The following is a 26,901-nucleotide window of genomic DNA, read 5'->3' as shown; positions in this document are numbered from 1 at the left end:
TGGTTCGTTCCGCCGATCGTCTACTCGTCGCCGGTGCCCAGGGGCGCCGCCGGGCGGCCCGGGTAGTCCGGCGGCGGGGCCAGGCGCTGGCCCGGGTAGCCGCCCATCTCGTACTTGAGGAGCTTCTTCGCCTTCTCCGGGTCCGTCTCGCCCTCCCCGTACGCGGGGCAGAGCGGCGCGATCGGACAGGCGCCGCAGGCGGGCTTGCGGGAGTGGCAGATGCGCCGGCCGTGGAAGACCACCCGGTGGGAGAGCATCGTCCACTCCGACTTGGGGAAGATCTCGCAGATCTCCGCCTCGACCTTCTCCGGGTCCTCCTGCTCGGTCCACTTCCACCGCCGCACCAGCCGGCCGAAGTGGGTGTCCACGGTGATGCCCGGCACTCCGAAGGCGTTGCCCAGGACCACGTTCGCCGTCTTGCGGCCGACGCCCGGCAGGCGCACCAGGTCCTCCAGGCGGCCCGGCACCCGGCCGTCGAACTCGTCGCGCAGCGCCGCCGAGAGGCCCAGCAGCGACCTGGACTTGGCACGGAAGAAGCCGGTCGGCCGGATGATCTCCTCCAGCTCCTCCGGAGCCGCCGCCGCCATGTCCTCGGGCGTGGGGTACCTGGCGAACAGCGCGGGGGTCGTCTGGTTGACGCGCAGATCGGTCGTCTGGGCCGACAGGACGGTCGCCACGAGCAGCTCGAAGGGGTTGCGGAAGTCGAGCTCTGGATGGGCGTACGGATACACCTCGGCCAGCTCGCGGTTGATCCTCCGGGCGCGGCGCACCATCGCGAGCCGCGACTCCGGCTTCCAGGGCTTCACCGTCTTCTTCGGCGTCGCCTCGTCGCCCTTGGCACCGCCGGCCCCCCGCGACTTCCCGGCCTTGCCCTTGCCGGTGGTGCCGGAGGTCCTGCCGGTGGTTCCGGCGGCCTTGCCGGCGCCCGCCGCCTTTCCGGTGCCGGAAGCCTTGCCCGCGGGCCGGGCGGGCTTGCCCGTCCCGGCGGCCCCGACCGGCTTCGACGCCTTGTTCGGCTTGACCGCCTTTGTTGCTTTGTCCGCATGTGTGGCATTTGCCGAATCCGGCGACACCTGTTCGCCCACAGCGGAATTCTGTTCCCCGGACACTCTCCCGGCCCCCTTGGCCTGCGCTCTCACCGGCGAATTGGACACCCGGCCAGCCTAAGGGCCACCGACGACATTCGCCCCGGCCGCAGTGGATCACGACCCAATCGGGGCCCTGCCGTACGGACACGCGTACCAGTGCGTCAAACTTGTTGTGATTGATCGCACTGTTTTACCGTCCGGCATCATGGGACCCACCCTCCCTGAGCAGGTCGACATAGGAGAGAACTCGTGGACGACGTTCTGCGGCGCGCCCCGCTCTTCGCGGCGCTCGATGACGAGCAGGCCGCGGAGCTCCGCGCCTCGATGAGTGAGGTGACGCTCGCCCGTGGCGATGCGCTCTTCCACGAGGGCGACCCGGGCGACCGGCTCTACGTGGTCACCGAAGGCAAGGTGAAGCTGCACCGCACCTCGCCCGACGGGCGCGAGAACATGCTCGCCGTCCTCGGCCCCGGCGAGCTGATCGGTGAGCTGTCCCTGTTCGACCCGGGGCCGCGCACCGCCACGGCGACCGCCCTGACCGAGGTCAAGCTCCTCGGTCTCGGGCACGGCGACCTCCAGCCCTGGCTGAACGCCCGCCCCGAGGTGGCCACCGCCCTGCTGCGCGCGGTCGCCCGCCGCCTGCGCAAGACCAACGACCAGATGTCCGACCTGGTCTTCTCCGACGTCCCGGGCCGTGTCGCCCGTGCGCTCCTGGACCTGTCGCGCCGGTTCGGCGTGCAGTCGGAGGAGGGCATCCACGTCGTGCACGACCTCACGCAGGAGGAGCTGGCCCAGCTGGTCGGCGCCTCCCGCGAGACGGTCAACAAGGCGCTGGCCGACTTCGCCGGCCGCGGCTGGCTGCGCCTGGAGGCGCGCGCCGTGATCCTGCTGGACGTCGAGCGGCTCGCCAAGCGCTCGCGCTAGGCCGGGCAGAGGGCCGCGGCGTCGGGTACGCCGCGGCGAGCACGCCGTACGACGATGGGCCGCCCCGGTCACCGGGGCGGCCCATCGTCATGAGGTCACTTCTTGGTGCCGTCCACGATCAGCGGGTTGCCGCTGCCGCCGCCGCAGGGCACCGCGTACACCGGGTTCTTGGCGGCGGCTTCCCTGTAGGCGTCGATGCACTGGTTCATCAGGACCTTGTCGCTCAGCGAGTCGTTGAGGATCTTGTTGGCCCGGGCGATGCCCTCCGCCTCGATCCGGCGCCGCTCCGACTCCGCCTTCGCCGTACGCGCGGCCTCGGTCGCCCGCTCGGTGGCCTGCTGCTGCTGGATCTTGCGGTCGATCTGGCTCTGGAGCTGGTCGGACGGCTTCACGTTGCGCAGGTTGACCGTCGTGACGGCGATGCCGCGCGGGGCGAGGCGCTCCTTGATCAGGTCGCCGATCTCGGTGTTGATCTGCTCACGGGCGGAGGCGTAGCCCTCCTCGCTGGTGTGCCGGGCGAACACGTTCCGGATGATCTCCCGGCTGTCCGGGAAGACCAGCCGCTGCTGGATCGCGTCCTCGCTGCCGGCCAGCTTGTACAGCTCGACCGCCTTGGCCGGGGTGACCGCCCACTTCACGGTCACCTCCGCGTACATCACGCCGCCCTGCGAGGAGCGGACCTCGACGACGTCCTTGTCGGACAGGTTCAGGTCGACCGGGCGGGTGGAGAAGGTGGTGACGTTGGTGAACGGCGACGTGAGGTTCATGCCGGACGTCATCGGCGTACCGACCTTGCCGAAGGTCACGGGGACGCCGACCTCGTAGGCGCTGATCACGTGTACGCAGCTGGTCACGGCGGTGAACAGGCCGGCGATCAGGGCGCCGGCCGAACCGAGTTTGAGACCGCGGTTCTCGGTGCCGCGCGCGACGAAGAACAGCACCACGGCGGCGATGAGCAACAGGATGGACAGGACGAACACGAAGAATCCCCCCAGGGACGAAGCACAGAAGTAAGCGGAGCGTAAAGCATGGGCCTCCGCCTACGCCTCCGCCTTCATCTCCGCCGCCGGGCTCCTGTCCCGCCCCCGCCCCGTCCTGTCCCGCCGTCAGATCAGCCCGTGCTCCGAGAGGTACTCCAGCTGCGCCCGCACCGACAGCTCGGCCGCCGGCCACAGCGACCGGTCCACGTCCGCGTACACGTGCGCGACGACCTCCGCCGCCGTGCGGTGACCGTTCTCGACGGCCGTCTCCACCTGGGCGAGCCGGGTGGCGCGGTGGGCCAGGTAGTACTCGACCGCCCCCTGGGCGTCCTCCAGGACCGGCCCGTGACCCGGCAGCACCGTGCGGACGCCGTCGTCGACCGTCAGCGAGCGCAGCCGCCGCAGCGAGTCCAGGTAGTCGCCGAGCCGCCCGTCGGGGTGCGCCACCATCGTCGTACCGCGCCCCAGCACGGTGTCGCCCGTCAGCACCGCGCGGTCGGCCGGCAGGTGGAAGCTGAGCGAGTCGGCGGTGTGCCCCGGCGTCGGCACGACCCGCAGTTCCAGGCCCCCCACCTCGATCGCCCGGCCCGCCGACAGGCCCTCATCGCCCAGCCGCAGCGCCGGGTCCAGGGCCCGCACGGCCGTCCCGGTCAGCTCGGCGAACCGCCCCGCGCCCTCCGCGTGGTCGGGGTGCCCGTGCGTCAGGAGCGTCAGCGCCACGCGCTTGCCGAGGCTCTCCGCGGTGTCCACCACGTGCCGCAGGTGCGCCTCGTCCAGGGGCCCGGGATCGACCACCACGGCGAGCGGCGAGTCCGGTTCGGAGAGGATCCAGGTGTTCGTGCCGTCGAGCGTCATCACGGACGGGTTGGGCGCCAGCACGTTGACGGCCCGTTCGGTCGCCGGGCCCGAGACCACGGCGCCGCGCGGCTGCCCCGGGAGGGCGGCGGCGTCGGTCATGCCTCCCCACCCCCCGTGCCGACCGTCTTCGTGAACTCGTCGTGCCCGGGCCAGCTCAGCACCACGTGGTCGCCCTCCAGCCGCGCCTGCGCCAGCACCGGGGCGAGGTCCTGGTCCGGGGCCCCCGCCAGGGCGTCGGCGGCCGTCCCGTACCGCTCCAGCGACCTGAGCGTGGCGATCGTCGGCGGCATCATGAGCAGTTCGCCCCGGTCGTAGCCGGCCGCCGCCTCGGCGGGGCGGATCCAGACGGTCCGGTCGGCCTCCGTCGAGGCGTTGGAGGCCCGCTGCCCGGCGGGGAGTACGGCCACGAAGAACCAGGTGTCGTAGCGGCGCGGCTCGAACTCGGGCGTGATCCAGCGCGCCCAGGCGCCCAGCAGGTCGGAGCGGAGCACCAGGCCGCGCCGGTCCAGGAAGTCCGCGAACGCCAGCTCGCGGGCCACCAGGGCCGCCCTGTCGGCCTCCCAGTCGTCGCCCGTCGTGTCGGCGACCACGGAGTCGCCGGTCGGACCGGCGAGCAGGACGCCGGACTCCTCGTACGTCTCGCGCACCGCCGCGCACACGACGGCCTGCGCCTCGGCCGGCCCGGCGAGCCCCAGCCGGGCGGCCCACTCGGCCGGCGCCGGGCCCGCCCAGCGCACCGGGTGCTCGTCGCGCGGGTCGACGCCGCCGCCCGGATAGGCGTACGCGCCGCCGGCGAAGGCCATGGACGCGCGCCGGCGCAGCATGTGCACCTCGGGTCCCGCGGCGCCGTCGCGCAGCAGCAGGACGGTCGCGGCCCGCCTGGGCGTCACGGCCGTGAGCGTGCCGCCCGCGAGCGCGCGGATCCGGTCGGGCCACTCCGGGGGATACCACTGACCATTGGACATGGCCGGATGCTATGCGCATCCGCCGAGATGTTCGAGAGGAAAGGTGGATACGGCAACGGCCCCGCACCCACCCGGGGCACGGGGCCGGAGGCGGCCGGTCCGCTCAGTCCTGGACCAGCTCCACCTGGATCTCGACCTCGACCGGCGCGTCCAGCGGCAGGACGGCGACACCGACCGCGCTGCGCGCGTGCACGCCCTTGTCGCCGAGCACCTCGCCCAGCAGCTCGCTGGCGCCGTTGAGGACGGCGGGCTGCCCGGTGAAGTCCGACGCCGAGGCGACGAAGCCGACGACCTTCACGACGCGCGCGATGCGGTCCAGGTCCCCGGCGACCGACTTCACGGCGGCCAGCGCGTTCAGCGCGCAGATCCGTGCGAGCTTCTTGGCCTCCTCGGGGGTGACCTCGCCGCCCACCTTGCCGGTGACCGGCAGCTTGCCGTCCACCATCGGAAGCTGGCCCGCCGTGTACACGTACACGCCCGACCGGACCGCCGGCTGGTACGACGCCAGCGGCGGCACCACGTCGGGCAGGGTCAGGCCGAGTTCGGCGAGCGTCGCCTCCACGCGGCCGGTCACGGCTTCTCCCGCTTCAGGTACGCCACGAGCTGCTCGGGGTTGTTCGGGCCGGGAACGACCTGGACGAGCTCCCAGCCGTCCTCGCCCCAGGTGTCCAGAATCTGCTTGGTCGCGTGCACGAGAAGGGGCACGGTCGCGTATTCCCACTTGGTCATGGGCCCGACTGTATCCGCTGCCAGGGGCGGGCTCCTGCCCAGGCGTCGCCCCGCGCCCCCACGCGCGGCTCCGCGCCCCCGGGCGTCGCTCCGCACCCCCCGGGCGTGGCCGGGTGCCTTCCGGGCGTCGCCGGGCGTCCGCGGGCGTGCCGGCCGGCCGCGCGGGCCCGCCCGACCACCGGACCGCGGCCCGCCCGACCGCAGCCCCGGACCCCGCCCGCCCGGCACCGCGGCCCGCCATCGCCGCCCAGGGGCCCGTCCTGGCGCCGGGGATCGCGCCTTGACCCGCCCAATCCGACCCGCGGGCGCCCGGCGCGCGGTACGACTGGTTAGGCTCGAATACGTGAGCAGGCTCCAGGTCGTCAGCGGCAAGGGCGGAACCGGTAAGACGACGGTCGCCGCCGCCCTCGCGCTCGCCCTCGCGACCGAGGGCAGGCGGACGCTCCTCGTCGAGGTCGAGGGCAGGCAGGGCATCGCACAGCTCTTCGAGACGGAGGCGTTGCCGTACGAGGAACGGAAGATCGCCGTCGCACCGGGCGGCGGGGAGGTGTACGCGCTGGCCATAGACGCCGAACGCGCCCTCCTCGACTACCTCCAGATGTTCTACAAGCTGGGTTCGGCGGGCCGTGCCCTCAAGAAGCTCGGCGCCATCGACTTCGCCACCACCATCGCGCCGGGCGTACGGGACGTCCTGCTGACCGGCAAGGCGTGCGAGGCGGTCCGCCGGCGGGAGAAACAGGGGGGCTTCGTGTACGACCACGTCGTCATGGACGCCCCTCCCACCGGCCGCATCACCCGCTTCCTGAACGTCAACGACGAGGTGGCGGGCCTGGCCCGGATCGGCCCGATACACAATCAGGCGCAGGCCGTGATGCGGGTCCTGAAGTCGCCCGAGACGGTCGTCCACCTGGTGACCCTGCTGGAGGAGATGCCGGTCCAGGAGACCGCCGACGGCATCGCCGAACTGCGCGAGGCCGACCTCCCGGTCGGGGGCGTCGTGGTCAACATGGTCCGGCCGCACGTCCTGGACGAGGACGCGGTACGGGCGGCGTCGGGCGACCACCGCAAGGGCATCACCCAGGCGCTGGCCGCGGCCGGGGTGAGCGGGTCCGCCCGGCTGGTGGGCCCCCTGCTGGACCAGGCCGCCGAGCACGCCCAGCGGGTGGAGCTGGAGCGGGAGCAGCGGGAGGCGCTGGCGAAGCTCCAGGTCCCGACGTACGAACTGCCCTTCCTGGGGGAAGGGGCGGACATCGCCGGCGTCTACCGGCTGGCCAAGGAACTGAGGAAGCTCGGGGTGGGCGCATGACTCTCGACGGGGCTCCCGGCCTGGAGGTCGACCCGCTGCTCGACGACCCGGAGACGCGCATCGTCGTGTGCTGCGGCGCCGGCGGTGTCGGCAAGACGACGACGGCCGCCGCCCTGGGCGTGCGCGCCGCCGAGCGGGGCCGCAAGGTGGTCGTCCTGACCATCGACCCGGCCCGCCGGCTCGCCCAGTCGATGGGCATCGACCGGCTGGACAACGTGCCGCGCCGGGTCGACGGCATCAAGGGCGACGGTGAACTGCACGCCATGATGCTGGACATGAAGCGCACCTTCGACGAGATCGTCGAGGCGCACGCGGATCCGGAGCGGGCGCGCGCGATCCTGGCCAACCCGTTCTACCAGTCCCTGTCGGCCGGCTTCGCGGGCACGCAGGAGTACATGGCGATGGAGAAGCTGGGGCAGCTGAGGGCGCGCGAGGAGTGGGACCTGATCGTGGTCGACACCCCGCCGTCCCGGTCTGCGCTGGACTTCCTGGACGCGCCGAAGCGGCTGGGGTCGTTCCTGGACGGGAAGTTCATCAAGCTGCTGATGGCGCCGGCGAAGGTGGGCGGCCGGGCGGGGATGAAGTTCCTGAACGTCGGCATGTCGATGATGACGGGCACCCTGGGGAAGCTGCTGGGGGGTCAGCTGCTGCGCGACGTGCAGACCTTCGTGGCGGCGATGGACACCATGTTCGGCGGCTTCCGGACGCGGGCCGACGCCACGTACCGGCTCCTCCAGGCCCCGGGTACGGCCTTCCTGGTGGTGGCCGCGCCGGAGCGGGACGCGCTGCGGGAGGCCGCCTACTTCGTGGAGCGGCTGGCTGCGGAGCGGATGCCGCTGGCGGGGCTGATGCTGAACCGGGTGCACGGCAGCGGGGCCGCCCGGTTGTCCGCCGAGCGCGCCCTGGCCGCCGCGGAAAATCTTGAAGAGGGCCGCATTGTGGATCAGGGGCCCGGGAAGACTGGTGTTCGTGGCCCCGAGGCGACCTCTCCCGAGCCCGGGGCACCCCGTACCACGGCGGCACCCCACGACGCCGCCACCACTACCAGCACGGATGTCGTCGCCCCACCGCCCGCCGTCGCGGAACTGACCGCGGGCCTGCTGCGGCTGCACGCCGAGCGCATGCAGGTGCTCGCGCGGGAACAGCGCACGCGCGAGCGGTTCGCCGCGCTCCACCCCGAGGTGGCGGTGGCCGAAGTACCCGCGTTCCCGGGTGACGTGCACGACCTGGAGGGCCTACGCGCCATCGGGGACCGACTGGCGGCGGGCCGGCACTGACCGGCCGTCAGCGCCGCCGGTCCACCGGCGCCGGGGCCGTACGGCACACGCACCCGTGCCCACGGCCGTGAGCCGCCTGCGGGACGACGACATGCCTGGATCACGGCACGCCCGGTACGAACGCCTGCGGTCCGACGCTCGCCCTACGGACGCCCGGCGCGTTCGCCGTGACGGACCGTTCGTCACCCGGACGGGGGCCTGACCGGGGTCCTATCCGACCGCGGCGTACGTCTCGTACGTCTCGTCGTCGTCCAGCGCGACGGGCAGGATGCCCGCGCTGCGCTCGTACTCCGTACGCGCCGTCTCCAGCAGCCGGCGCCACGAGGTGACGGTCGGCCGCCGGCGCAGCAGCGCGCGGCGCTCACGCTCCGTCATACCGCCCCACACGCCGAACTCCACGCGGTTGTCCAGCGCGTCGGCCAGGCACTCGGTCCGCACCGGGCACCCGGTGCACACCGCCTTGGCCCGGTTCTGCGCCGCTCCTTGTACGAACAGTTCGTCCGGATCGGTAGTGCGGCAGGCGGCCTGCGCACTCCAGTCAGCTACCCAGCCCATACCGGCGCCGTCCTCTCCCGAATCGAGGCTCCCCCACGGCGGCAGCGGCATATTCACCGCCACCAGTTGAGGACGTTACGGAAGGTGGGCACAGCGCAACACCCCCTTCGGGCCCAATCTTGAATGGTCCGAACGGACTATGCGTAGGCGGCAGATCACCCAGGGGAGTGAGCGAAGGACATGCGTCATAAATGACGCAGCACCGGGCGTACTGGTTGAGCCAGAAGGGGCGCGGGCCGACGCATCAGGGGGAAACGGACAGGGACCACCGCGGCTCGGGAACGCGGGGTTCGTGCAGGGGGTGCAACTGCTGTGACAGTTGTGACCAGCTTAGGCCAAGGCCTGTACGCGTGTCCGGAAAACGAGGGAGGCCGCCCGCCCCGCCCCCGCTCCCTCCCGGCTCTCCCCCTCCCGGCCGGCCCTCCCCGTCCGGCCGCCCTGCCCGCTCCCGGGCCGCCCTGCCCGCTCCCGGGTCACCCCCGTCCTCCCGGGCACCTTCGCCTCTCCCCCGCCGGCCGCCGCCCGCGGCGCGAGGCGCCCGTTTCGCCCACTCACCCCTTCGGCCCATGTCACAACCTGGTACGCGTACGTCCCATGAGGCCCCCGCTCCCGCGGAACGCCACCCTCGACGGATTAGGCTTGGCCCATGCCAAAGAAGCGCTCGGGCGGTGGTCTGACCGGGACCCAGCAGGCCGCCAAGTTCGTCGGTGTCAGCGTGCTCGCCGGAGCCGTACTGGCGGGCATCGCCCTGCCCGCCGCGGGAGCGCTGGGGCTCGCGGCGAAGGGCACGGTCCAGGGGTTCGACGAGATCCCGGCCAACCTCAAGCGCCCCCCGCTGAGCCAGCGCACCACGATCCTGGACGCGCAGGGCGGTCAGATCGCCACGGTCTACTCCCGTGACCGCACGGTCGTGGACCTCAAGGACATCTCCCCGTACATGCAGAAGGCGATCGTCGCCATCGAGGACTCGCGCTTCTACGAGCACGGGGCCATCGACCTCAAGGGCGTGCTGCGCGCGCTCAACCGCAACGCCCAGTCGGGCGGTGTCGCGCAGGGCGCCTCGACGCTCACCCAGCAGTACGTGAAGAACGTGTTCGTGGAGGAGGCCGGCGACGACCCCGACAAGGTCGCCCAGGCCACCCAGCAGACCCTGGGCCGCAAGATCCAGGAGCTGAAGTACGCGATCCAGGTCGAGGAGGAGCTCGGGAAGAAGAAGATCCTCGAGAACTACCTCAACATCACCTTCTTCGGGCAGCAGGCGTACGGCATCGAGGCCGCGTCCCAGCGGTACTTCTCCAAGCGGGCCAAGGACCTCACCCTGGAGGAGGCGGCGATGCTGGCCGGCATCGTCCAGTCGCCGAGCCGCTACGACCCCGTCAACGACGTCGAGGAGGCGACCAAGCGCCGCAACGTCGTGCTCACGCGCATGGCGGCCGTCGGTGACATCAGCGAGGCGGAGGCGGAGCGCGCCCGGTCCATCCCCATCAAGCTGAAGGTCAGCAAGCCGAAGAACGGCTGCATCACCGCCGTCGACGGCGCCGGCTTCTTCTGCGACTACGTGCGCGAGGTCTTCCTCACCGACAAGGTCTTCGGCAAGACCCGCGAGGAGCGCAGCAAGGTCTGGAACCAGGGCGGCCTGACGATCAAGACGACGCTCGACCCGCAGGCGCAGAAGTCGGCGCAGGAGTCGATCCGGAAGCACGTCTACCAGACCGACAAGGTCGCCACGGCCGTGACGATGGTCCAGCCCGGCACGGGCAAGATCCTGGCGATGGGCCAGTCCCGGCCGTACGGCTTCGGGAAGAACGAGACCCAGATCAACTACTCGGTCAACAAGGGTATGGGCGGCTCGAATTACGGCTTCCCGACCGGATCGACGTTCAAGCCCTTCGTCGCGGCCGCCGCCATAGAGCAGGGCAAGCCGCCGACGCAGGTGTACCCGTCGCCGTACCAGATGCCCTACCCGTCGTCCGTCTCCACGTGCAGCGGCAAGCCCTGGGTCAACCAGGGGGACACCGTGGAGAACGAGAACGAGTCGGAGGTCGGCCCGTACGACCTCAAGGACGCGATGGCCATGTCGGTCAACACGTACTTCGTGCAGATGATCGGCGAGATCGGCATGTGCCCGGTCGTGGAGATGACCGACAAGCTCGACGTGGTCATGGGCAACGACGAGAAGCTGCCCGAGCGCCCGTCCAGCCTCACCCTCGGCTCCAACGGCATCTCGCCGCTGAACATGGCGTCGGCGTACGCGGCCTTCGCCAACCGCGGCAAGTACTGCACCCCGACCGCCATCGAGTCGATCAGCACGGCGGACGGCAAGAGCCTCGCCGTGCCGAAGACCGACTGTTCCAAGGCGATGTCGGAGCGGACGGCCGACACCATCAACAACCTGCTGCGTGGTGTGATCGACTCCGGTACGGGCCAGTCCGCGGGCCTCAGCAGCCGCGACAACGCCGGCAAGACCGGTACGACGGACGGCCGCAAGAACGCCTGGTTCGTGGGCTACACCCCGAACCTGTCGGGCGCCGTGTGGGTCGGCTCGCCGAGCCAGGACGTCGAGATGGAGTACATCACCATCGGCGGCGAGTACCACGACAAGGTCTTCGGCGGAAAGGTGCCCGGCCCGATCTGGAAGGACGCCATGACCGGAGCCCTGGACGGCCACGAGGCGCCCGACTTCGTCAAGATCCACATCCCCGACGCGCCCAAGGAACCCGCGGACAAGAACAAGCCGGGCGGCGACAACAAGCCCGGCGGCGGGACCGGCGGCGGTGGCGGTGACGGCGGCGGTGACGACGACGAGCCCCGTGACCCGTGGGACGGCATCACCATCCCGCCGGACCTGATCGGCGGCGGGAACCAGCGGGGCGGCCAGGGCAACGGCGGCTGGCGCTGACGCCCCGTCCGACGCGAAGGGGCGCCCCACCGGTACACACCGGTGGGGCGCCCCTTTTGTCGTCCGAGGCCCTGGCGCGGGTCGCGCGGCGGCCCGGGCCTTGGGCCACGTACCGCCGGATCACGTACCGCCGGATCACGGGCCGCCGGTCACGGACCGCCGGTCACGGGGGCCCGGTCACCGGTTGGCAGCGACGGCCGTACGGACCGGACCCGCCGCCCACGGGAAACCACCGACCGTCCTTCGAGCGCTCGGCGAGGGCCCCCGGCGAGCGGCCTCAGCCGGCCAGCAGCTGCTTGACGACCGCGGCGACGCGGCCGCCCTCGGCGCGGCCGGCGACCTTCGGGTTCACGATCTTCATCACGGCACCCATCGCCCGCGGGCCCTCGGCGCCGGCGGCCCTGGCCTCCTCGACCGCCTGGGCGACGATCTGCTTCAGCTCGTCGTCACCGAGCTGCTGCGGCAGGTACGCGTCGAGGATGACGCCCTCGGCACGCTCACGCTCGGCCTGCTCGGCACGGCCACCCTGTCCGAAGGCCTCGGCCGCCTCGCGGCGCTTCTTCGCCTCCTTGGCGATCACCTTCTGCACCTCGTCGTCGGAGAGCTCGCGCTTCTCCTTGCCCGCGACCTCCTCCTTGGTGATGGCGGCGAGGGTCAGCCGGAGCGTCGAGGAGCGCAGCTCGTCGCGCTCCTTGATCGCGGCGTTGAGGTCTTCCTGCAGCTTGGACTTGAGCGTGGTCATGCGGACAAGTGTGGCAGGTGCGATGACCTGCACGCCCGCGCATTTCCCGCGCCACCGCCGTTCTGGGACGATGGAGGCATGCGCGCGCGATACGGAGTTCCCCTGAAAGTCACCGCAGGAGTCGCGGCGGTCGGCGCGGCCGGTCTGGCCTACGCCGCCGGGTTCGAGGCCCGCTCCTTCCGGCTGCGCCGGATCACCGTTCCCGTACTGCCGCGTGGCACGCGGCCGTTGCGGATGCTCCAGGTGTCGGACATCCACATGGTGGGCGGACAGCGCAAGAAGCGGGCGTGGCTCCAGTCGCTGGCGGGACTGCGCCCGGACTTCGTGGTGAACACCGGTGACAACCTGTCCGACCCGAACGGCGTACCGGAGTTGCTGGACGCGCTCGGCCCGCTGCTGGACTTCCCCGGCGTGTACGTCTTCGGCTCCAACGACTACTACGGCCCGAAGCTGCGCAACCCGGCCCGCTACCTGCTGGAGAAGGCCCAGGGGCGGCACGGGCTGAACGGCAACGCGCCGGCCGTGGGCGCCGTGCACAACCCGTGGGAGGACATCCGCGACGCCTTCGACACGGCGGGCTGGCTGGACCTCACCAACGCGCGCGGCCGCCTCAAGCTGGAGGGCCTGGAGCTGGCCTTCACCGGCCTCGACGACCCGCACATCAAGCGGGACCGGTACGACAGGGTCGCCGGGGGCCCCGAGCCGGACGCCGACCTGTCCCTGGCCGTGGTCCACGCCCCGTACCTGCGCTCCCTGGACGCGTTCACCGCCGACGGCTACCCCCTGATCCTGGCGGGCCACACGCACGGCGGGCAGCTGTGCATCCCCTTCTACGGGGCGCTGGTCACCAACTGCGACCTGGACACCGACCGGGTGAAGGGCCTGTCCACGCACCGCGCCGCGGGCAACACCGCGTACCTGCACGTCTCGGCGGGCTGCGGCACCAACCGCTACACCCCGGTCCGCTTCGCCTGCCCGCCCGAGGCCACGCTGCTGACCCTGACCCCCCGGGACTGATCACCCTCCCCCTACCGTGGAGTGATGACTGCCCCGTTTTCGACGCATGTGCCCGCATCGGCGGTCGTCCCGCCGGTCCGCCGCCCGTACGCCGCCGCCTTCCGCCTGCTGATCGCGGCGGCGGCGGTCACCGGCATCGTGATCGACCTGCCCCTGGCCGAGCCGGCCCGCCCGCGGCGCCCTCCTCTCCCCCGGCACCCCGGCCCGCTACCCGTACCCCTTCCTCGACGTCACCGCCCACGGCTATCCCGGCGTCCTGCAGCGCGCCCTGGTCCTGGGCCTCCTCTTCCACGCCCTGGCCCTCGCCCTGATCGCCCTGGACCGGATCCGCCCCAGCCTGCGGGCCCGCGAGAATCGGATTTCGTCTCCGGGCGCCGGTGGGCTAAAGTAAACGACGTCGCCGGGACACACGGCGACATCGGGGTGTAGCGCAGCTTGGCAGCGCGCTTCGTTCGGGACGAAGAGGTCGTGGGTTCAAATCCCGCCACCCCGACAGCTGAGTTACTGATCAGGGCCGGTTTCCTTCACGGGAAACCGGCCCTGATTCGTTGTGTGCCGCCAGCTGCCCGACGGCTCCCCGTCAAGACGTACGAGCCCCTGGTGTCGTGGCCGCGCGTCACCCGGTTGGGGGCGTGGGGTCGCCGGGTGGGGGGCGGGGCGGCACGCTCGGGGGATGAGCAACCCGTCCGAAGGACCCAGTGGTCCGGTTCCGCACGCGTACGCCCATCACGACGCCCACGGCGAGCCCCGCGGTGGGGGCGGGTGGGCGACCGGTGGGGTCATGTTCGCCGGCGTACTGATGATGGTGGAGGGCGTGCTCGGCATGCTCCAGGGCATCGCGGGCATCGCCGAGGACGATGTCTACGGGCGCGTCGGGGAGTACGTCTTCGAGTTCAGCGTCAGCGCGTGGGGCTGGATCCACCTGGTGCTCGGGCTGTTGGTGGCCGTCGTCGGCGCGGGCATCCTGAGCGGGGCGGAGTGGGCGAAGGCGGGCGGGGTGGCGCTGGCCGCGCTCGCCGTGATCGCCAACTTCATCTGGCTGCCCTACCAGCCGGTGTGGGCCATCGTCTCGATCGCGATCGGCATCTTCGTCATCTGGGCGCTGTGCGCCGAGGACACGGGACCCGCCGCGCCGAAGGGGCGCTAGGCCCCGGTCGTCCCCGGTTCGCGGGGCGGCTTTGGCCCGCGCCTCCCGGGTCCGTGGTGGAGGTTATCCACAGGTTGCGGACGGGGCGGACGGATTGTCGGGGCGATCGGGTTACATGGACGCATGACTGAGCCGACAGATACGCAGGCCATGCCCGACTGGGAGAAGCGGTTCCGGGCTCCGCGGGTGTCCCTGCCCGAGTGGGCGTGGGACGCGCCGAGCCGGGCGCTGTTCGTGTCCAATGCGACCGGGACGTACGAGCTGTACGCGTGGGACAGGGAGACCGGCGGGCAGCGGCAGGTCACCGACCGGCCGAACGGGACGACGGACGGGGTGCTGTCCCCGGACGGCGAGTGGATCTGGTGGTTCTCGGACACGGACGGCGACGAGTTCGGGGTGTGGATGCGCCAGCCGTTCGCCGGCGGGGAGGACGTACCGGCGGCGCCCGGACTGGCGGCCTCGTATCCCGGGGGCCTGGCCATCGGCCGGGACGGCACCGCCGTGGTGGGGCGGTCCACCGACGACGAGGGTTCGACGATCCATGTCGTACGGCCCGGGCGGCCGCCGGAGGAGATCTACCGGCACCGGGAGTCGGCCGGGGTCGGCGACCTGTCGCACGACGGGACGCTCATCGCGATCGAGCACACGGAGCACGGTGACGCCATGCACGCGGCGCTGCGGGTGGTCCGGCCGGACGGTGCCGTGGTGGCCGAGCTGGACGACAGCAAGGGGGGCACGGAGGCCCTCGGGCTCGGCGTGCTGGGCTTCGCGCCGGTGGACGGGGACACCCGGCTGCTCGTGGGGCACCAGCGGCGGGGGCGCTGGGAGCCGATGCTGTGGGACGTGGCGACCGGCGCGGAGACGGACCTGGGGCTCGACCTGCCCGGTGACGTGTCGGCGGAGTGGTACCCGGACGGGTCCGGGCTGCTGATCGTCCACAGTTTCGAGGCGCGCAGCGAGCTGTGGCGGTACGAGATCGCCACCGGCCGCCAGGTGCGGGTGGACACCCCGGCCGGTTCGGTGTCGAGCGCGACGGCGCGTCCGGACGGTGCCGTGGAGTACCTGTGGTCCTCCGCCGAGCGTCCGCCGGTGGTGCGGTCCACGGCGGGCGGTGTCGTGCTGGAGCCGCCGGGGATGAAGCCCCCCGCCTCCGTGCCGGTGGAGGACGTGTGGGTGCCGGGGCCGGGCGGGCGGATCCACGCGCTCGTGCAGCGGCCGGCCGGCGCCCGGGGGCCGCTGCCGACGGTGTTCGAGATCCACGGCGGGCCGACCTGGCACGACAGCGACGCCTTCGCCGCCGCTCCCGCGGCCTGGGTGGACCACGGGTACGCGGTCGTCCGGGTCAACTACCGGGGCTCGACCGGGTACGGGCGGGAGTGGACGGACGCCCTGAAGCACCGGGTGGGCCTGATCGAGCTGGAGGACATCGCGGCGGTACGGGAGTGGGCGGTGACCTCCGGTCTGGCCGACCCCGCCCGGCTGGTCCTCACGGGCGGCTCCTGGGGCGGCTACCTCACCCTGCTCGGGCTCGGCACCCAGCCCGACGCCTGGGCGCTGGGCATCGCCGCCGTCCCGGTCGCGGACTACGTCACCGCGTACCACGACGAGATGGAGGCCCTGAAGGCGCTGGACCGCACCCTCTTCGGCGGGTCGCCGGAGGAGGTGCCCGAGCGGTTCGAGGCATCGTCCCCGATCACGTACGTCGACCGGGTGCGGGTTCCGGTGTACATCTCGGCGGGCGTGAACGACCCCCGCTGCCCGATCCGGCAGATCGACAACTACGTGGACCGGCTCGCCGCCCGGGACGCGGTGCACGAGGTGTACCGGTACGACGCGGGGCACGGTTCGCTCGTGGTGGAGGAGCGGATCAAGCAGGTGCGGCTGGAGCTGGCCTTCGCCGCCCGGCACCTGCCGCAGCCGGGGACCCGCGCGGAGGGGAGGTGACGGTGTTCCGTACCGTGGGGGTGTGTACCGGTTCCTGACGACGCCCCGCTGGTGGGGGATCAACATCTTCGTCGTGCTGGCGATCCCCTTCTGCGTCTTCATGGGGACCTGGCAGCTCGGCAGGTTCGAGGACCGCGTCGACTCGCACCAGGAGGCGGAGCGGCGGCCCGACCCGGGCACGGTGAAGGCCGCGCCGCTCGACGAGCTGCTGCCGGTCGACAAGGAGACCTCGGGGCGCCACGCCACGGCGACGGGGCGGTACGGGGAGCAGTTCCTGGTGCCGCAGCGCGAGCTGGACGGCAGGCCGGGGTCGTACGTCCTGACGCTGCTGCGCACCGGCAGCGGGAAGTCGCTGCCCGTGGTGCGCGGGTGGCTGCCCGCGGGCGGCAAGGTGCCTGCCCCGCCGGCCGGGGAGGTCACCGTGACCGGTGCGCTCCAGGCCTCGGAGCACACCGGGAGCGCGGGCGTCCACGCGGCGGGAGCGCTGCCGCGGGGTCAGGTCGGCATGATCAGCGCGGCGTCCCTGGTGAACGTCGTCGACGACGACGTGTACGACGCCTGGGTGACCCTGACGGCCGCGCCGGCGGGTCTGACGCCCGTCCCGGCGACCGCCCCGGAGGGCAGCGGGCTGGACCTCAAGGCGTTCCAGAACCTCGGGTACACCGGCGAGTGGTTCGCCTTCGCGGGCTTCGTGCTCTTCATGTGGTTCCGCCTGTTCCGCCGCGAGGCCGAGCAGGCCCGGGACGAGGCCCTCGGCCTCGCGCCGGCCGCCGAGGCCGCACCGGCCGCCGCCCCGGTGGAGCGGGCGGGGTCCGTCTAGCGGGTTGCGACAGCCGCGGCTGGGCGCGTGCGGCCGGTCCGGTCGGCGGAGGCCTGCGGGTGTGTGCCGCCGGTTGCGGCTGCGGACGCCTGTGGGTGATGTGGATGCCTGTGGGTGCCAGTGGCTGCGGATGCTGTGGGCCGGCTGCGGCTGGCGGACGCCTGTAGGTGCATGCGGCCAGCTGCGGCTGACGGACGCCTGTGGCTGGCGGATGCCTGTGGGTGCGTGCCGCCGGCTGCGGGGCTCCGACGCCTGTGGGTGCATGCGGATGCCTGTGGCTGCGGATGCTGTGCGGCCGGCTGCGGCCGGCGGGTGTCCGTGGGTGGGCGAGGCCGCCGGCGGATGCGGCGGCGGGCAGCGCGTGGGGGTGGGACCGCGGCCGGGCGGGGCCTGTGGCCCGGCGCCCGGCCGGTGGGTCACTGCGTGGGCAGCAGGCCCGTCCGGTAGACGGTGCCGGCGCAGGCGTTCGGGATCGTGGTCTCGGCGGACGGACCGCCCGGCTCCGCGGTGTGGGTGACCGTGACGCTGCCCTCCGCGCGGGTGCCGTCGCCGTCGTCCGCCTTGGCGAGCTGCGGCTCCACGGCCGTCCCGGCGGTGGGGTCGGAGCCGGCCGAGCCGGCCGCCGTGTCGTCCGACGACGGTGACGGGTCCGGGGTGGGTTCGCCGCCGCCGGTGGCCCCGCCGGTGCCGCCGCTGCCGCCGCCGTTGATCGGGCACGTCTCGCTGGGCACCCAGGCGAACTTCACCTCGTAGGCGTTCGAGGGCTTCAGCAGGAGCGGGGCGGCCGCCTCGACGGACGGGTCGGGCAGGCCCGTCGCCGGGTCGCCCGCCGTGTGGCCGACGACCGAGATCTTCGCCGCGTCCGCCGCGCCCGCCGCCTGGAAGGCCACGCCGCCGGCGCCGGTGATCGAGCAGTCGGTGCCCGAGACGTTCGCGATGCGGAAGGTGCCGTACACCTTGCCCTCGGCGTCGGGCTGGCCTGCTTCCGCGGCGGTCACGCCGAGCTGGCCCGCCTCGCACGGGGCCACGGTGTCCGGTACCGCGCTGCCGGGCGCCGCCGTCCCGCCCACGGTGCCGTCCGAGGTGCCGGCCGCGGGCTCGCCGGGCTTGTCGGGGGTGGCCTCGCCGCCCTCGCCGGCGCCGCTGGTGCCCTGGCCGGCTCCGGTGCTGGGCCCGCCCGGTCCGCCCGGGGTGTCGTCGGCCTCCTCGCCCGTGCCGCCCTGCACCTGCTCGCCGTGGCCGGCGTTCACGGGCCGGTCGTCGGAGGTGCCGTCGGCGCCCGCGACGTGCACGAACGCGGGGACCGCCGTGCCGAACAGCAGCGCGGCCGCGGCGACGCCCACCAGGGCCTGCCGCTTGCGCGCCCGGCGGGCGGGGACCGCCCGGCGGAGGTGGTCCAGGGTGCCGTCGGCGGGCCGCAGGTCCTGCACGGCGCCCTGCAGCATGCTGCGCAGTGCCAGTTCGTCGACGACGAACTCGTCGTGGTCCGGGAGGTCGTTTTCCGGCCCGTTGTTCACAATTCCGTTCCCAGTCCGGTCGTTCTCGTTCAACGGCCCGTCCGGCCCGTCGGGTCGGTCCTGCCCGAACCCGTGCCTCTGTTCCGTCATGCCGTGGCCTCCATGGCGACGCGCAGCGCCGCGATGCCACGTGACCCGTACGCCTTGACCGAGCCGAGCGATATGCCCAGCGTCTCCGCGACCTGCGCCTCGGTCATGTCCGCGAAGTACCGCAGCACCAGGACCTCGCGCTGACGGCGCTGGAGGCCCTTCATGGCCTTGATGAGCGCGTCGCGCTCCAGCTGGTCGTATGCGCCCTCCTCCGCGCTCGCCATGTCGGGCATCGGCTTGGACAGCAGCTTCAGACCGAGGATGCGGCGGCGGAGCGCGGACCGGGACAGGTTGACCACGGTCTGGCGCAGGTACGCGAGGGTCTTCTCGGGGTCACGTACGCGGCGCCGCGCCGAGTGGACGCGAATGAACGCCTCCTGGACGACGTCCTCGCACGAGGCGGTGTCGTCCAGCAGCAGCGCGGCGAGACCCAGCAGCGACCGGTAGTGGGCGCGGTAGGTCTCGGTGAGGTGATCGACGGTCGTCCCCGCGGCCACCGTCGTCTCGTCGGCGCTCAGGGCGGCGCCGCGCTGGGACGGGATACGGGTCGTGCGCCTAGCAGCGGGCATGGGCGCGATCACCGGCATGCCGCCGGGCTGACGGGGACGCCGGAGCGGGCGTACCGCGCCCACGCCGACGACCGCCCCGGCTCCGGCCGCACGGGTGCGGAGCGGGACCACCGCTGCGATGTCGAGTACCTCTGCCACGCCTGTTGGACACGCTTCCCCCCGTCAGGGTTGTACGCGCACGCAGCCGCTTTTGACGGTGCGACGTTTGCCCTCATGCGTACCCGCTCTTCCCCAATGCCCCGAATGTCACGGGCGCCGCGAAGGGACGACCGCATAGACGCTTCCCGCCCGACCACCGGTTGCAGCAAGGGGGAATGCATCGTCGAACATGCCATCACCCCAGTTCAAGCGGCACAGGCCGAAGACTTGCTCACAGGGCGTTCACAGATCCTACAAAGATCTGATGGGGCGTTCACCGGGGATTCCGCCCCGGATCAGGCCGAGATCTCGGCGGCCACGGCCTCCGCGATCTGAGCGGCGTTCAAAGCGGCGCCTTTGCGCAGATTGTCGCCGCAGACGAACAGTTCCAGCGCCCGTTCGTCGTCCAGCGACCTCCGTACGCGCCCCACCCACGTCGGGTCGGTGCCCACGACGTCGGCCGGCGTCGGGAAGTCCCCGGACGACGGGTCGTCGTACAGCACCACGCCCGGCGAGGTCGCCAGGATCTCGTGCGCCCGCCCCACCGACACCTCGGTCTCGAAGCGGGCGTGCACGGACACCGAGTGGGCGTGCACCACGGGCACACGGACGCAGGTCGCCGCGACCGGCAGCTGCGGCAGGTCGAGGATCCTGCGGGTCTCGCCGCGTACGCGCAGCTCCTCCGAGGACCAGCCGCCCTCCTGGAGGGAACCCGACCAGGGCACGACGTTCAGCGCCAGCGGGGCGGGGAAGGGCCCCGTGTCGTCGCCGACGGCGCGGCGCACGTCGCCCGGGCAGGTGCCCAGCTCCGTACCGGCGACCACCGACAGCTGTTCGCGCAGCGCGGCGACACCGCCCTGCCCGGCGCCGCTCGCCGCCTGGTACGCGGAGACGACCAGTTCGGTCAGGCCGAACTCGGCGTGCAGCGCGCCCACCGCGACGATCAGCGCCAGCGTGGTGTCGCCGGGGCAGGCGACGATCCCGCGCGGACGGACGCGTACGCAGTGCCGGTTGACCTCGGGGACGACCAGCGGGACGTCCGGGTCCGCCCGGAACGCCGGTGAGGTGTCCACCACCACCGTCCCCTTGGCGGCGGCGACCGGTGCCCACTGGGCGGCGACCGCCTCGGGCACCAGGAACAGCGCCACGTCGGCGCCCTCCAGTGCCTCCTCGGACAGCGCGAGGACCTCGACCTCCTCGCCGCGCACGGTCAGCTTGCGGCCGGCCGAGAGCGGGGAGGCGATCAGGCGGATGTCGCCCCAGATGTCGGCGTGCTGCGACAGGATCTGCAGCATCACCGCGCCGACGGCCCCGGTCGCTCCCACGACCGCGAGCGCCGGCTTGCGGTGCGTCACCGGCTCCACCGGCCGGACAGGTACGCCAGGCCGGAGAGGTCCGACCGGCCCGACAGGTATGCCCGCCCGGAGAGGCCCGGCAGGTCCGACGGGCCGGACAAGCCTGACCGGTCACACCCGGGCGACCGGTCCCAGCGGCTCGTCACCGCCCGGTGCCCCCGTACACCACGGCCTCGTCGGAGTCGGAGTCGAGACCGAAGGCGGTGTGGACGGCGCGGACGGCCTCGTTGACGTCGTCGGCGCGGGTGACGACCGAGATGCGGATCTCGGAGGTCGAGATCAGCTCGATGTTCACGCCCGCGTCGGACAGCGCCTCGAAGAAGCCGGCCGTGACACCCGGGTTGGTCTTCATGCCCGCGCCGACCAGGGAGATCTTGGCGATCTGGTCGTCGTAGCGCAGGGACTCGAAGCCGATGAGGGCCTTCTGCTTCTCCAGGGCGTCGATGGCCTTGCGGCCCTCCGCCTTGGGCAGCGTGAAGGAGATGTCGGTCAGCCCGGTCGACGCGGCGGAGACGTTCTGCACCACCATGTCGATGTTGATCTCGTTGTCCGCGATGGTGCGGAAGATCGCGGCGGCCTCGCCCGGCTTGTCCGGCACCCCGACGACGGTGATCTTCGCCTCGGACGTGTCGTGGGCGACACCGGAGATGATGGCCTGCTCCACCTTGCGGTCCCCTCGCGGTTCGTTGCTGACCCACGTGCCCTGGAGTCCCGAGAAGGACGACCGGACGTGGATCGGGATGTTGTAACGGCGTGCGTACTCGACGCAGCGGTGCAGCAGCACCTTGGAGCCGGAGCTGGCGAGCTCCAGCATGTCCTCGAAGGAGATCCAGTCGATCTTCCGGGCCTTCTTCACGACCCGGGGGTCGGCGGTGAAGACACCGTCGACGTCGGTGTAGATCTCGCACACCTCGGCGTCGAGCGCCGCGGCGAGCGCGACGGCGGTCGTGTCCGACCCGCCGCGCCCGAGGGTGGTGATGTCCTTCTTGTCCTGGGAGACGCCCTGGAAGCCCGCGACGATGGCGATGTTGCCCTCGTCGAGCGCCGTACGGATCCGGCCCGGCGTGACATCGATGATGCGCGCTTTGTTGTGGACGGAGTCGGTGATGACGCCTGCCTGGCTGCCCGTGAACGACTGGGCCTCGTGGCCCAGGTTTTTGATCGCCATGGCCAGCAGGGCCATGGCGATCCGCTCTCCGGCGGTCAGCAGCATGTCGAACTCACGCCCGGCAGGGATCGGGGATACCTGCTCGGCGAGATCGATCAACTCGTCCGTCGTGTCGCCCATCGCCGAAACCACGACGACCACCTGGTGGCCGTTCTTCTTGGCATCGACGATTCGCTTGGCGACGCGCTTGATGCCCTCGGCATCGGCAACGGAGGAGCCTCCGTACTTCTGCACGACAAGGCCCACGTGCGCTCCTCGCTCAGTCCGTTTGCGGTCAGCTCAGTCTAACGAGCGGCCGGGAAACGCCCCCGCCATACCACATCGTGAGATGTCCCGCTCACGACGTGATCATCGTGGGGCGCTTCACGGCCGCTCGGCCAGTACCTGCCCGTCACCGCCGGGCGTACGCGGAATGTGTGCCGGGTCACCTCGGACGGCCGCACGCCGCGCCGCCCACGCCTCAGAACATGGCGCGGACCCGGCACGCGGGCGAGGGCGTGACCGGGTCCGGGTCGGAGTCCGGGTCCGGGTCGGGGTCCGGGCCGGGCTCCGGGAGGCCTGGAAAGCGGGGCGGCGGCTACTTGACCGTGCGCATGCCCAGCGGGCCGAGGATCTCCTGCGCCATCACGCGGCCCGCCTCCTCCGCCAGGGCGTCCTCCGTGAGGTCCTCGTCCGTGTCGAGCCCGTCCAGCTCCTCCAGCGGCTGGTCGAGGCGTACGTGGGACACGAGGGACTGGAGGGCCCGCAGGGTCGCCGACGCGGTCGGGCCCCAGTTGGAGAAGTACGAGAACTGCCACCACCACAGGGCCTCCGTGGTGCGGCCCGCCCGGTAGTGGGCCAGCCCGTGGCGGAGGTCCATGACGATGTCGGCCAGGTTGTCCGAGATGCGGCACGGCACGGGCGCCTTGCGCGGCTCGTACGGGTCGAAGACCTCCGAGAAGACGTCCACCGGGTCGAGCATGGTCGCGAACCGCATCCGCAGCTCGTCGACGTCCACGTCCGGACCGGTGTCCGGTTCGTACCGCTCCTCCGGGATGATGTCCTCGTGCGCGCCCAGCCGGCCACCGGTGAGCAGCAGCTGGGAGACCTCCAGCAGCAGGAAGGGGACCGCGCTGTCGGGCTCGTCGCCCTTGGCCACCTCGGTGGTGGCGACGATGAAGGACTCGATCGAGTCGGCGATCTGGACCGCGAAACTGTCGGGGTCCAGCGAGTGCGCGTGCAGTGTGGCGTCAGACATCGAGGAGTCGTCTCCCTTCGAACGCTCGCCCGAGCGTGACCTCGTCGGCGTATTCCAGGTCTCCGCCAACGGGAAGTCCGCTGGCGAGGCGCGTGACCTTCAGGCCCATGGGCTTGACCATGCGCGCCAGGTACGTCGCGGTGGCCTCCCCCTCCAGATTGGGGTCGGTCGCGAGGATCAGCTCGGTGACCGTTCCGTCCGCGAGACGGGCCAGCAGCTCGCGGATCCGCAGGTCGTCCGGGCCGACGCCCTCGATCGGGCTGATCGCGCCGCCGAGCACGTGGTACCGCCCACGGAACTCGCGCGTCCGCTCGATCGCGACGACGTCCTTCGGCTCCTCGACCACGCAGATGACCGCCTCGTCACGGCGCGGGTCCCGGCAGATACCGCACCGCTCCTCCTGCGCGACGTTGCCGCACACGGCGCAGAACCGCACCTTGTCCTTGACCTCGAGGAGGGCATGGGCGAGGCGGCGTACGTCGGTGGGCTCGGCCTGCAGGATGTGGAAGGCGATCCGCTGGGCGCTCTTGGGACCGACGCCTGGCAGCCTGCCCAGCTCGTCGATGAGGTCCTGAACCACGCCTTCGTACAACGGAACGCCTCTCGTGGAGTGCTGTGATGCTTACGGTAGTTGCAATGCGTACGGGTTAGAAGGGCGGGCGCCGGAGCCCGCCCCGCCGGACCGTCCTCGCGGGGCGGACCGTGCCCCCGTCCGGGGGCTAGAAACCGAGGCCCGGGATCCCGCCGCCGCCCAGGCCCTGGGCCAGCGGGCCGAGCTTGGCCTGCTGGAGCGCCTGCGCGTTCTCGTTCGCGGCCTGGACGGCGGCGACGACGAGGTCGGCGAGGGTCTCGGTGTCCTCCGGGTCGACCGCCTTGGGGTCGATGACCAGGGAGCGGAGCTCGCCGGCGCCGGTCACGGTGGCCTTCACCAGGCCGCCGCCCGCCTGCCCGTCGACCTCGGTCTGCGCCAGCTCCTCCTGGGCGCGGGCGAGGTCCTGCTGCATCTTCTGGGCCTGCTGGAGGATCTGCTGCATGTTGGGCTGGCCACCACCGGGAATCACGGTCACTCCTGGCATTTCGACGATGAGTATTCGGTATGCCGAGCCTACGTGGTCGCCGGACGGTCCGCCCCACCCACCGGCCTTCACTCCTTCGGGTGGAATCCTGGCGCGCCCCCTAGCTGATCAAGGCCCTCTTGCGGGCGGAAATACCGGGATTCCGCGCTCCCGGCCCACCATTCGGCGGTAGGAAAGGGCATGCGCACCAGTACGCACACGCGCACCGCACCGCCCGCACGTTTACGGACCCGCAGACCCGCAGACCGCACGTCACGGATTGTCACGCAGAGCGCAGAGGAGTGCCCCGGTGAGCCAGCCGGAGATGCAGCCCGGGGGCCCCGCCCGGGGGGAGGGCGACAGCCATGACCGGTACGGCGGCCCCGGTGGCGATCTGACCGGCCGGCCCTTTCCGCTCGGGGACTGGGGCGAGCCGGCGGAGCGGCTGGACGAGCTGTACCGCTGGGTCGAGGGCCAGGCGCTGCGTACGGCCGAGTGGTACCTGGAGGACCGGGCCTGGAAGCGCCGCGGCGCCCGGACGCTGCGGATCGGTACGGCGCTGGGCGCGATCGCGGGGGCCGGGCTGCCGCTGCTGGACCTGACGGGCGCGCTGGAGGGGGCGTCGGGCTGGGGGTACCTGTCCCTGCTGCTGGCCGCCGCGTGCCTGGCGTGCGACCGGTACTTCGGGTTCACGTCCGGCTGGATGCGGGACGTGGCGACGGCGCAGGCGGTGCAGCGGCGGCTCCAGGCGCTCCAGTTCGACTGGGCGGCGGAGAGCATCCGGGAGGTGCTGGGCCCGACCGAGGGCACGGCGAGCGAGGCCGCGGAGCGGTGCCTGGGGGTGCTGCGGCGGTTCTCGGAGGACGTGACGGAGCTGGTGCGGGCGGAGACGGCGGACTGGATGGTGGAGTTCCGGTCGGGGCCCGCGCCGCTGGTGATGCAGTCGACGCTGGCCTGCGCGCCGCCCCGGACGGAGGGCAGCCACCCTTCCGGGCGGTTCCCGCTCCCTCCGGGCACGCGCCCCAACATGCCGCGGCAGCGTCCGCCGGAGCCCCGCTGATCAGGGGCGGAGCCCCGTCGGGCGTCAGCTGAAAATGATCATCGAGCCCTGGCCCAGGCTGCGGGTGGCCGCCGCGTGGAGGCCGAGCCACACGTGCCGCTCGCGGGCGAAGGGGCTGTCGTCGTGCGGGATCGGCCCGGCGGGCTCCTCCAGGGCCGTGGGGCGCTCCGGAGGGTGGGGCGCGGCCGGGGGGTTCGCCGGGTCGATGCCGATCGAGGGGGCGACGTACTCCAGCTCCCGCAGCAGGCCCTGGGCGGAGCCGAGCGGGCCGCCGCCCGCCAGCAGCTCCTCGTTGGACAGCGGCGTGGGGAAGTCGACCGGCACGTAGGCGCCCGCGTGGTCGTAGTGCCACACCAGGTGCGACTGCTGGGCCGTCGACTCGAACATCTCCAGCAGTTGCTCGTAGTCCCCGCCCAGTTCGTCGACGGGCGTGACCGCGAGACCGCAGATCTGGAGCAGGTAGGCGCGGCGCAGGAAGTGCAGGGCGTCGTAGTCGAAGCCGGCCACCGGCGCGACGTCGCCCGACAGGCCGGGCATGTACGCGAAGACGGGCACGGTCGGCAGGCCCGCCGCGGTGAGGGCCTTGTCGTACACGGCGATCTCTTCGGCGAAGGGGTTGTCGGGGCTGTGGCACAGCACGTCGACGAGGGGGACCAACCACAGGTCACAGGCCAAGGGAGACTCGCTCTCCATCAGTTGCTTCGGCGGGACAGGGTAGTGCGCGGCGCGGGTGCACATCCCCTACCCACCCGTCATGAGCGGTAAGAGCCGTCAGCGCAGCCCGTCCAGATGGTCGGCCCACCGCAGGGAGTGCGCGTTGTACGCGTCGATCGCCGCCATCACGGCGTCGGGGTCGCCGAGGGTGACCGCGTCGACCAGCTCCTCGTGGCCGTTCCACAGCCAGGCGCCGGGCTCGCGGGCGGTCCGCAGGTGGGGGACGGCGAACACCCAGGCCTGGACGCGGAGCCGGTGCAGGAAGTCGGCGATGTAGCGGTTGGCGACGAAGCCGCTGAGCTCCCGCCAGAACCGCAGGTCGTAGCCGATGAGGATGTCCAGGTCACCGGCGCGCGCCGCCCGTGCCGCCTCCTCGGCCCGCCGCCGTACCGACACCAGCGGTGCCCCGTGCGCGTGCGGTGGGCCGACCCGCTCGGCCAGGCGGCGGAAGATGCCGTCCACGATGAGGGCGCGAGCCTCGACCATGCCCCGGTAGTCGTCGACCGAGAACCGGTGGACGCGGAAGCCCTTGTGCTGGTCGGAGTCGAGCAGGCCCTGGGCGGTGAGGTCGACCAGCGCTTCCCGTACGGGCGTCGCCGACACTCCGTACTGGTCCGCGATGTGCTTGACCGTGAACTCCTGCCCGGGCTGGAGACGCCCCGCGAGCACCTCGTCACGCAGCGCGTCCGCGATCTGCTGCCGCAGGGTGTTGCGGGTCACAGCTCCGCTCGCGGGCATGGCTTCTGG

At 72.3% G+C, this 26,901-nt stretch carries 27 protein-coding genes and 1 tRNA gene; 11 read left to right on the top strand and 17 right to left on the bottom strand.

Features of this window, described 5'->3' with window-relative positions; all coding sequences use genetic code 11:
• Positions 1-20 precede the first annotated feature (20 nt).
• Positions 21-1,085, bottom strand: a complete 1,065-nt coding sequence (nth, locus tag A4V12_RS01315) for an endonuclease III (RefSeq protein WP_234372033.1) — start codon at positions 1,083-1,085, stop codon at positions 21-23.
• Positions 1,086-1,337: 252 nt separating this feature from the next.
• Between nth and A4V12_RS01310 the strand changes: the two genes are divergently transcribed.
• Positions 1,338-2,012, top strand: a complete 675-nt coding sequence (locus A4V12_RS01310; RefSeq protein WP_014046869.1) for a Crp/Fnr family transcriptional regulator — start codon at positions 1,338-1,340, stop codon at positions 2,010-2,012.
• Between the two features lie 95 nt (positions 2,013-2,107).
• Here A4V12_RS01310 and A4V12_RS01305 read toward each other — a convergent pair whose 3' ends face one another.
• The 5 genes from A4V12_RS01305 to A4V12_RS35990 all read right to left on the bottom strand — a co-directional run bounded on the left by A4V12_RS01305 (position 2,108) and on the right by A4V12_RS35990 (position 5,544).
• Positions 2,108-2,992, bottom strand: coding sequence for a prohibitin family protein (locus A4V12_RS01305; RefSeq protein ID WP_064067276.1), 885 nt, complete (start codon positions 2,990-2,992; stop codon positions 2,108-2,110).
• Positions 2,993-3,118: 126 nt separating this feature from the next.
• On the bottom strand, positions 3,119-3,949 hold the full coding sequence (locus A4V12_RS01300; RefSeq protein ID WP_064067275.1) for an MBL fold metallo-hydrolase: 831 nt from the start codon (positions 3,947-3,949) through the stop codon (positions 3,119-3,121).
• Positions 3,946-4,815 carry an NUDIX hydrolase gene (locus A4V12_RS01295; RefSeq protein WP_064067274.1) on the bottom strand — a complete coding sequence of 290 codons (870 nt, stop codon included), beginning with the start codon at positions 4,813-4,815 and terminating at the stop codon, positions 3,946-3,948. Before A4V12_RS01295 ends, A4V12_RS01300 begins: the two co-directional genes overlap by 4 nt.
• 103 nt (positions 4,816-4,918) lie before the next feature.
• Complete coding sequence (locus tag A4V12_RS01290) at positions 4,919-5,389, bottom strand: RidA family protein (RefSeq protein WP_064067273.1); 471 nt, start codon at positions 5,387-5,389, stop codon at positions 4,919-4,921.
• Positions 5,386-5,544 carry a DUF4177 domain-containing protein gene (locus A4V12_RS35990; RefSeq protein ID WP_019992579.1) on the bottom strand — a complete coding sequence of 53 codons (159 nt, stop codon included), beginning with the start codon at positions 5,542-5,544 and terminating at the stop codon, positions 5,386-5,388. Before A4V12_RS35990 ends, A4V12_RS01290 begins: the two co-directional genes overlap by 4 nt.
• 343 nt (positions 5,545-5,887) lie before the next feature.
• Between A4V12_RS35990 and A4V12_RS01285 the strand changes: the two genes are divergently transcribed.
• A complete protein-coding gene (locus A4V12_RS01285) occupies positions 5,888-6,850 on the top strand; it encodes an ArsA family ATPase (protein WP_064067272.1) in 963 nt (320 codons plus the stop codon).
• Entirely contained in the window at positions 6,847-8,127 is a 1,281-nt protein-coding gene (locus A4V12_RS01280; protein ID WP_064067271.1) for an ArsA family ATPase, read from the top strand. Before A4V12_RS01285 ends, A4V12_RS01280 begins: the two co-directional genes overlap by 4 nt.
• Before the next feature lie 210 nt (positions 8,128-8,337).
• On the opposite strand, the gene A4V12_RS01275 is transcribed toward A4V12_RS01280, so the two are convergent.
• Positions 8,338-8,682: a WhiB family transcriptional regulator gene (locus A4V12_RS01275; RefSeq protein ID WP_058940833.1), complete on the bottom strand. Its 345-nt coding sequence runs from the start codon at positions 8,680-8,682 to the stop codon at positions 8,338-8,340.
• 646 nt (positions 8,683-9,328) lie between these two features.
• Between A4V12_RS01275 and A4V12_RS01270 the strand changes: the two genes are divergently transcribed.
• Positions 9,329-11,581: a transglycosylase domain-containing protein gene (locus tag A4V12_RS01270; protein WP_064067270.1), complete on the top strand. Its 2,253-nt coding sequence runs from the start codon at positions 9,329-9,331 to the stop codon at positions 11,579-11,581.
• 277 nt (positions 11,582-11,858) lie between these two features.
• Here the strand turns inward: A4V12_RS01270 and A4V12_RS01265 are convergent, their stop codons facing one another.
• Complete coding sequence (locus A4V12_RS01265) at positions 11,859-12,323, bottom strand: GatB/YqeY domain-containing protein (protein WP_064067269.1); 465 nt, start codon at positions 12,321-12,323, stop codon at positions 11,859-11,861.
• Positions 12,324-12,401: 78 nt separating this feature from the next.
• Between A4V12_RS01265 and A4V12_RS01260 the strand changes: the two genes are divergently transcribed.
• The 6 genes from A4V12_RS01260 to A4V12_RS01240 all read left to right on the top strand — a co-directional run bounded on the left by A4V12_RS01260 (position 12,402) and on the right by A4V12_RS01240 (position 17,251).
• On the top strand, positions 12,402-13,340 hold the full coding sequence (locus tag A4V12_RS01260) for a metallophosphoesterase (protein WP_064067268.1): 939 nt from the start codon (positions 12,402-12,404) through the stop codon (positions 13,338-13,340).
• Positions 13,341-13,596: 256 nt separating this feature from the next.
• Positions 13,597-13,731 (top strand): hypothetical protein, encoded by a 135-nt coding sequence (locus A4V12_RS39640; protein ID WP_350497991.1) that lies wholly within the window; start codon positions 13,597-13,599, stop codon positions 13,729-13,731.
• A gap of 28 nt (positions 13,732-13,759) precedes the next feature.
• A tRNA-Pro gene (locus A4V12_RS01255) sits at positions 13,760-13,833 on the top strand.
• 180 nt (positions 13,834-14,013) lie between these two features.
• Positions 14,014-14,487, top strand: a complete 474-nt coding sequence (locus A4V12_RS01250) for a DUF7144 family membrane protein (RefSeq protein WP_423544132.1) — start codon at positions 14,014-14,016, stop codon at positions 14,485-14,487.
• Between the two features lie 123 nt (positions 14,488-14,610).
• The gene (locus A4V12_RS01245) at positions 14,611-16,431 is read left to right on the top strand and encodes a S9 family peptidase (protein ID WP_064067266.1); all 1,821 of its coding nucleotides are present in this window, start codon (positions 14,611-14,613) and stop codon (positions 16,429-16,431) included.
• Positions 16,432-16,453: 22 nt separating this feature from the next.
• On the top strand, positions 16,454-17,251 hold the full coding sequence (locus A4V12_RS01240) for an SURF1 family protein (protein ID WP_064067265.1): 798 nt from the start codon (positions 16,454-16,456) through the stop codon (positions 17,249-17,251).
• Between the two features lie 416 nt (positions 17,252-17,667).
• Here the strand turns inward: A4V12_RS01240 and A4V12_RS01235 are convergent, their stop codons facing one another.
• The 7 genes from A4V12_RS01235 to A4V12_RS01205 all read right to left on the bottom strand — a co-directional run bounded on the left by A4V12_RS01235 (position 17,668) and on the right by A4V12_RS01205 (position 24,386).
• Positions 17,668-18,858, bottom strand: a complete 1,191-nt coding sequence (locus tag A4V12_RS01235; protein WP_234372031.1) for a hypothetical protein — start codon at positions 18,856-18,858, stop codon at positions 17,668-17,670.
• Entirely contained in the window at positions 18,855-19,565 is a 711-nt protein-coding gene (locus tag A4V12_RS01230) for a SigE family RNA polymerase sigma factor (RefSeq protein ID WP_079136720.1), read from the bottom strand. Before A4V12_RS01230 ends, A4V12_RS01235 begins: the two co-directional genes overlap by 4 nt.
• A 296-nt stretch (positions 19,566-19,861) precedes the next feature.
• Positions 19,862-20,920, bottom strand: coding sequence for an aspartate-semialdehyde dehydrogenase (locus A4V12_RS01225; RefSeq protein WP_064067264.1), 1,059 nt, complete (start codon positions 20,918-20,920; stop codon positions 19,862-19,864).
• A gap of 142 nt (positions 20,921-21,062) precedes the next feature.
• Positions 21,063-22,334, bottom strand: coding sequence for an aspartate kinase (locus tag A4V12_RS01220; RefSeq protein ID WP_064067263.1), 1,272 nt, complete (start codon positions 22,332-22,334; stop codon positions 21,063-21,065).
• 331 nt (positions 22,335-22,665) lie between these two features.
• On the bottom strand, positions 22,666-23,325 hold the full coding sequence (locus A4V12_RS01215) for a DUF5063 domain-containing protein (RefSeq protein ID WP_064067262.1): 660 nt from the start codon (positions 23,323-23,325) through the stop codon (positions 22,666-22,668).
• The gene (gene recR, locus A4V12_RS01210; protein ID WP_064067261.1) at positions 23,318-23,917 is read right to left on the bottom strand and encodes a recombination mediator RecR; all 600 of its coding nucleotides are present in this window, start codon (positions 23,915-23,917) and stop codon (positions 23,318-23,320) included. The genes A4V12_RS01215 and recR overlap by 8 nt, the downstream gene beginning before the upstream one ends.
• 127 nt (positions 23,918-24,044) lie before the next feature.
• A complete protein-coding gene (locus A4V12_RS01205) occupies positions 24,045-24,386 on the bottom strand; it encodes a YbaB/EbfC family nucleoid-associated protein (protein ID WP_079136718.1) in 342 nt (113 codons plus the stop codon).
• 304 nt (positions 24,387-24,690) lie between these two features.
• On the opposite strand from A4V12_RS01205, the gene A4V12_RS01200 reads away from it, so the two are divergent.
• The gene (locus tag A4V12_RS01200) at positions 24,691-25,440 is read left to right on the top strand and encodes an SLATT domain-containing protein (protein ID WP_064067259.1); all 750 of its coding nucleotides are present in this window, start codon (positions 24,691-24,693) and stop codon (positions 25,438-25,440) included.
• Positions 25,441-25,464: 24 nt separating this feature from the next.
• Here A4V12_RS01200 and A4V12_RS01195 read toward each other — a convergent pair whose 3' ends face one another.
• Together A4V12_RS01195 and A4V12_RS01190 are read right to left on the bottom strand one after the other, a co-directional pair.
• Entirely contained in the window at positions 25,465-26,115 is a 651-nt protein-coding gene (locus A4V12_RS01195; RefSeq protein WP_064067258.1) for a hypothetical protein, read from the bottom strand.
• Positions 26,116-26,211: 96 nt separating this feature from the next.
• Positions 26,212-26,892, bottom strand: coding sequence for a GntR family transcriptional regulator (locus A4V12_RS01190; RefSeq protein ID WP_064067257.1), 681 nt, complete (start codon positions 26,890-26,892; stop codon positions 26,212-26,214).
• Positions 26,893-26,901: the final 9 nt, after the last annotated feature.

This window comes from Streptomyces noursei, assembly GCF_001646665.1.
Taxonomy (GTDB): Bacteria; Actinomycetota; Actinomycetes; order Streptomycetales; family Streptomycetaceae; genus Streptomyces; species Streptomyces lavendulocolor.
The sequence above is the reverse complement of the archived record's forward strand: the minus strand, read 5'-3'. Positions and strand labels throughout refer to the sequence as shown.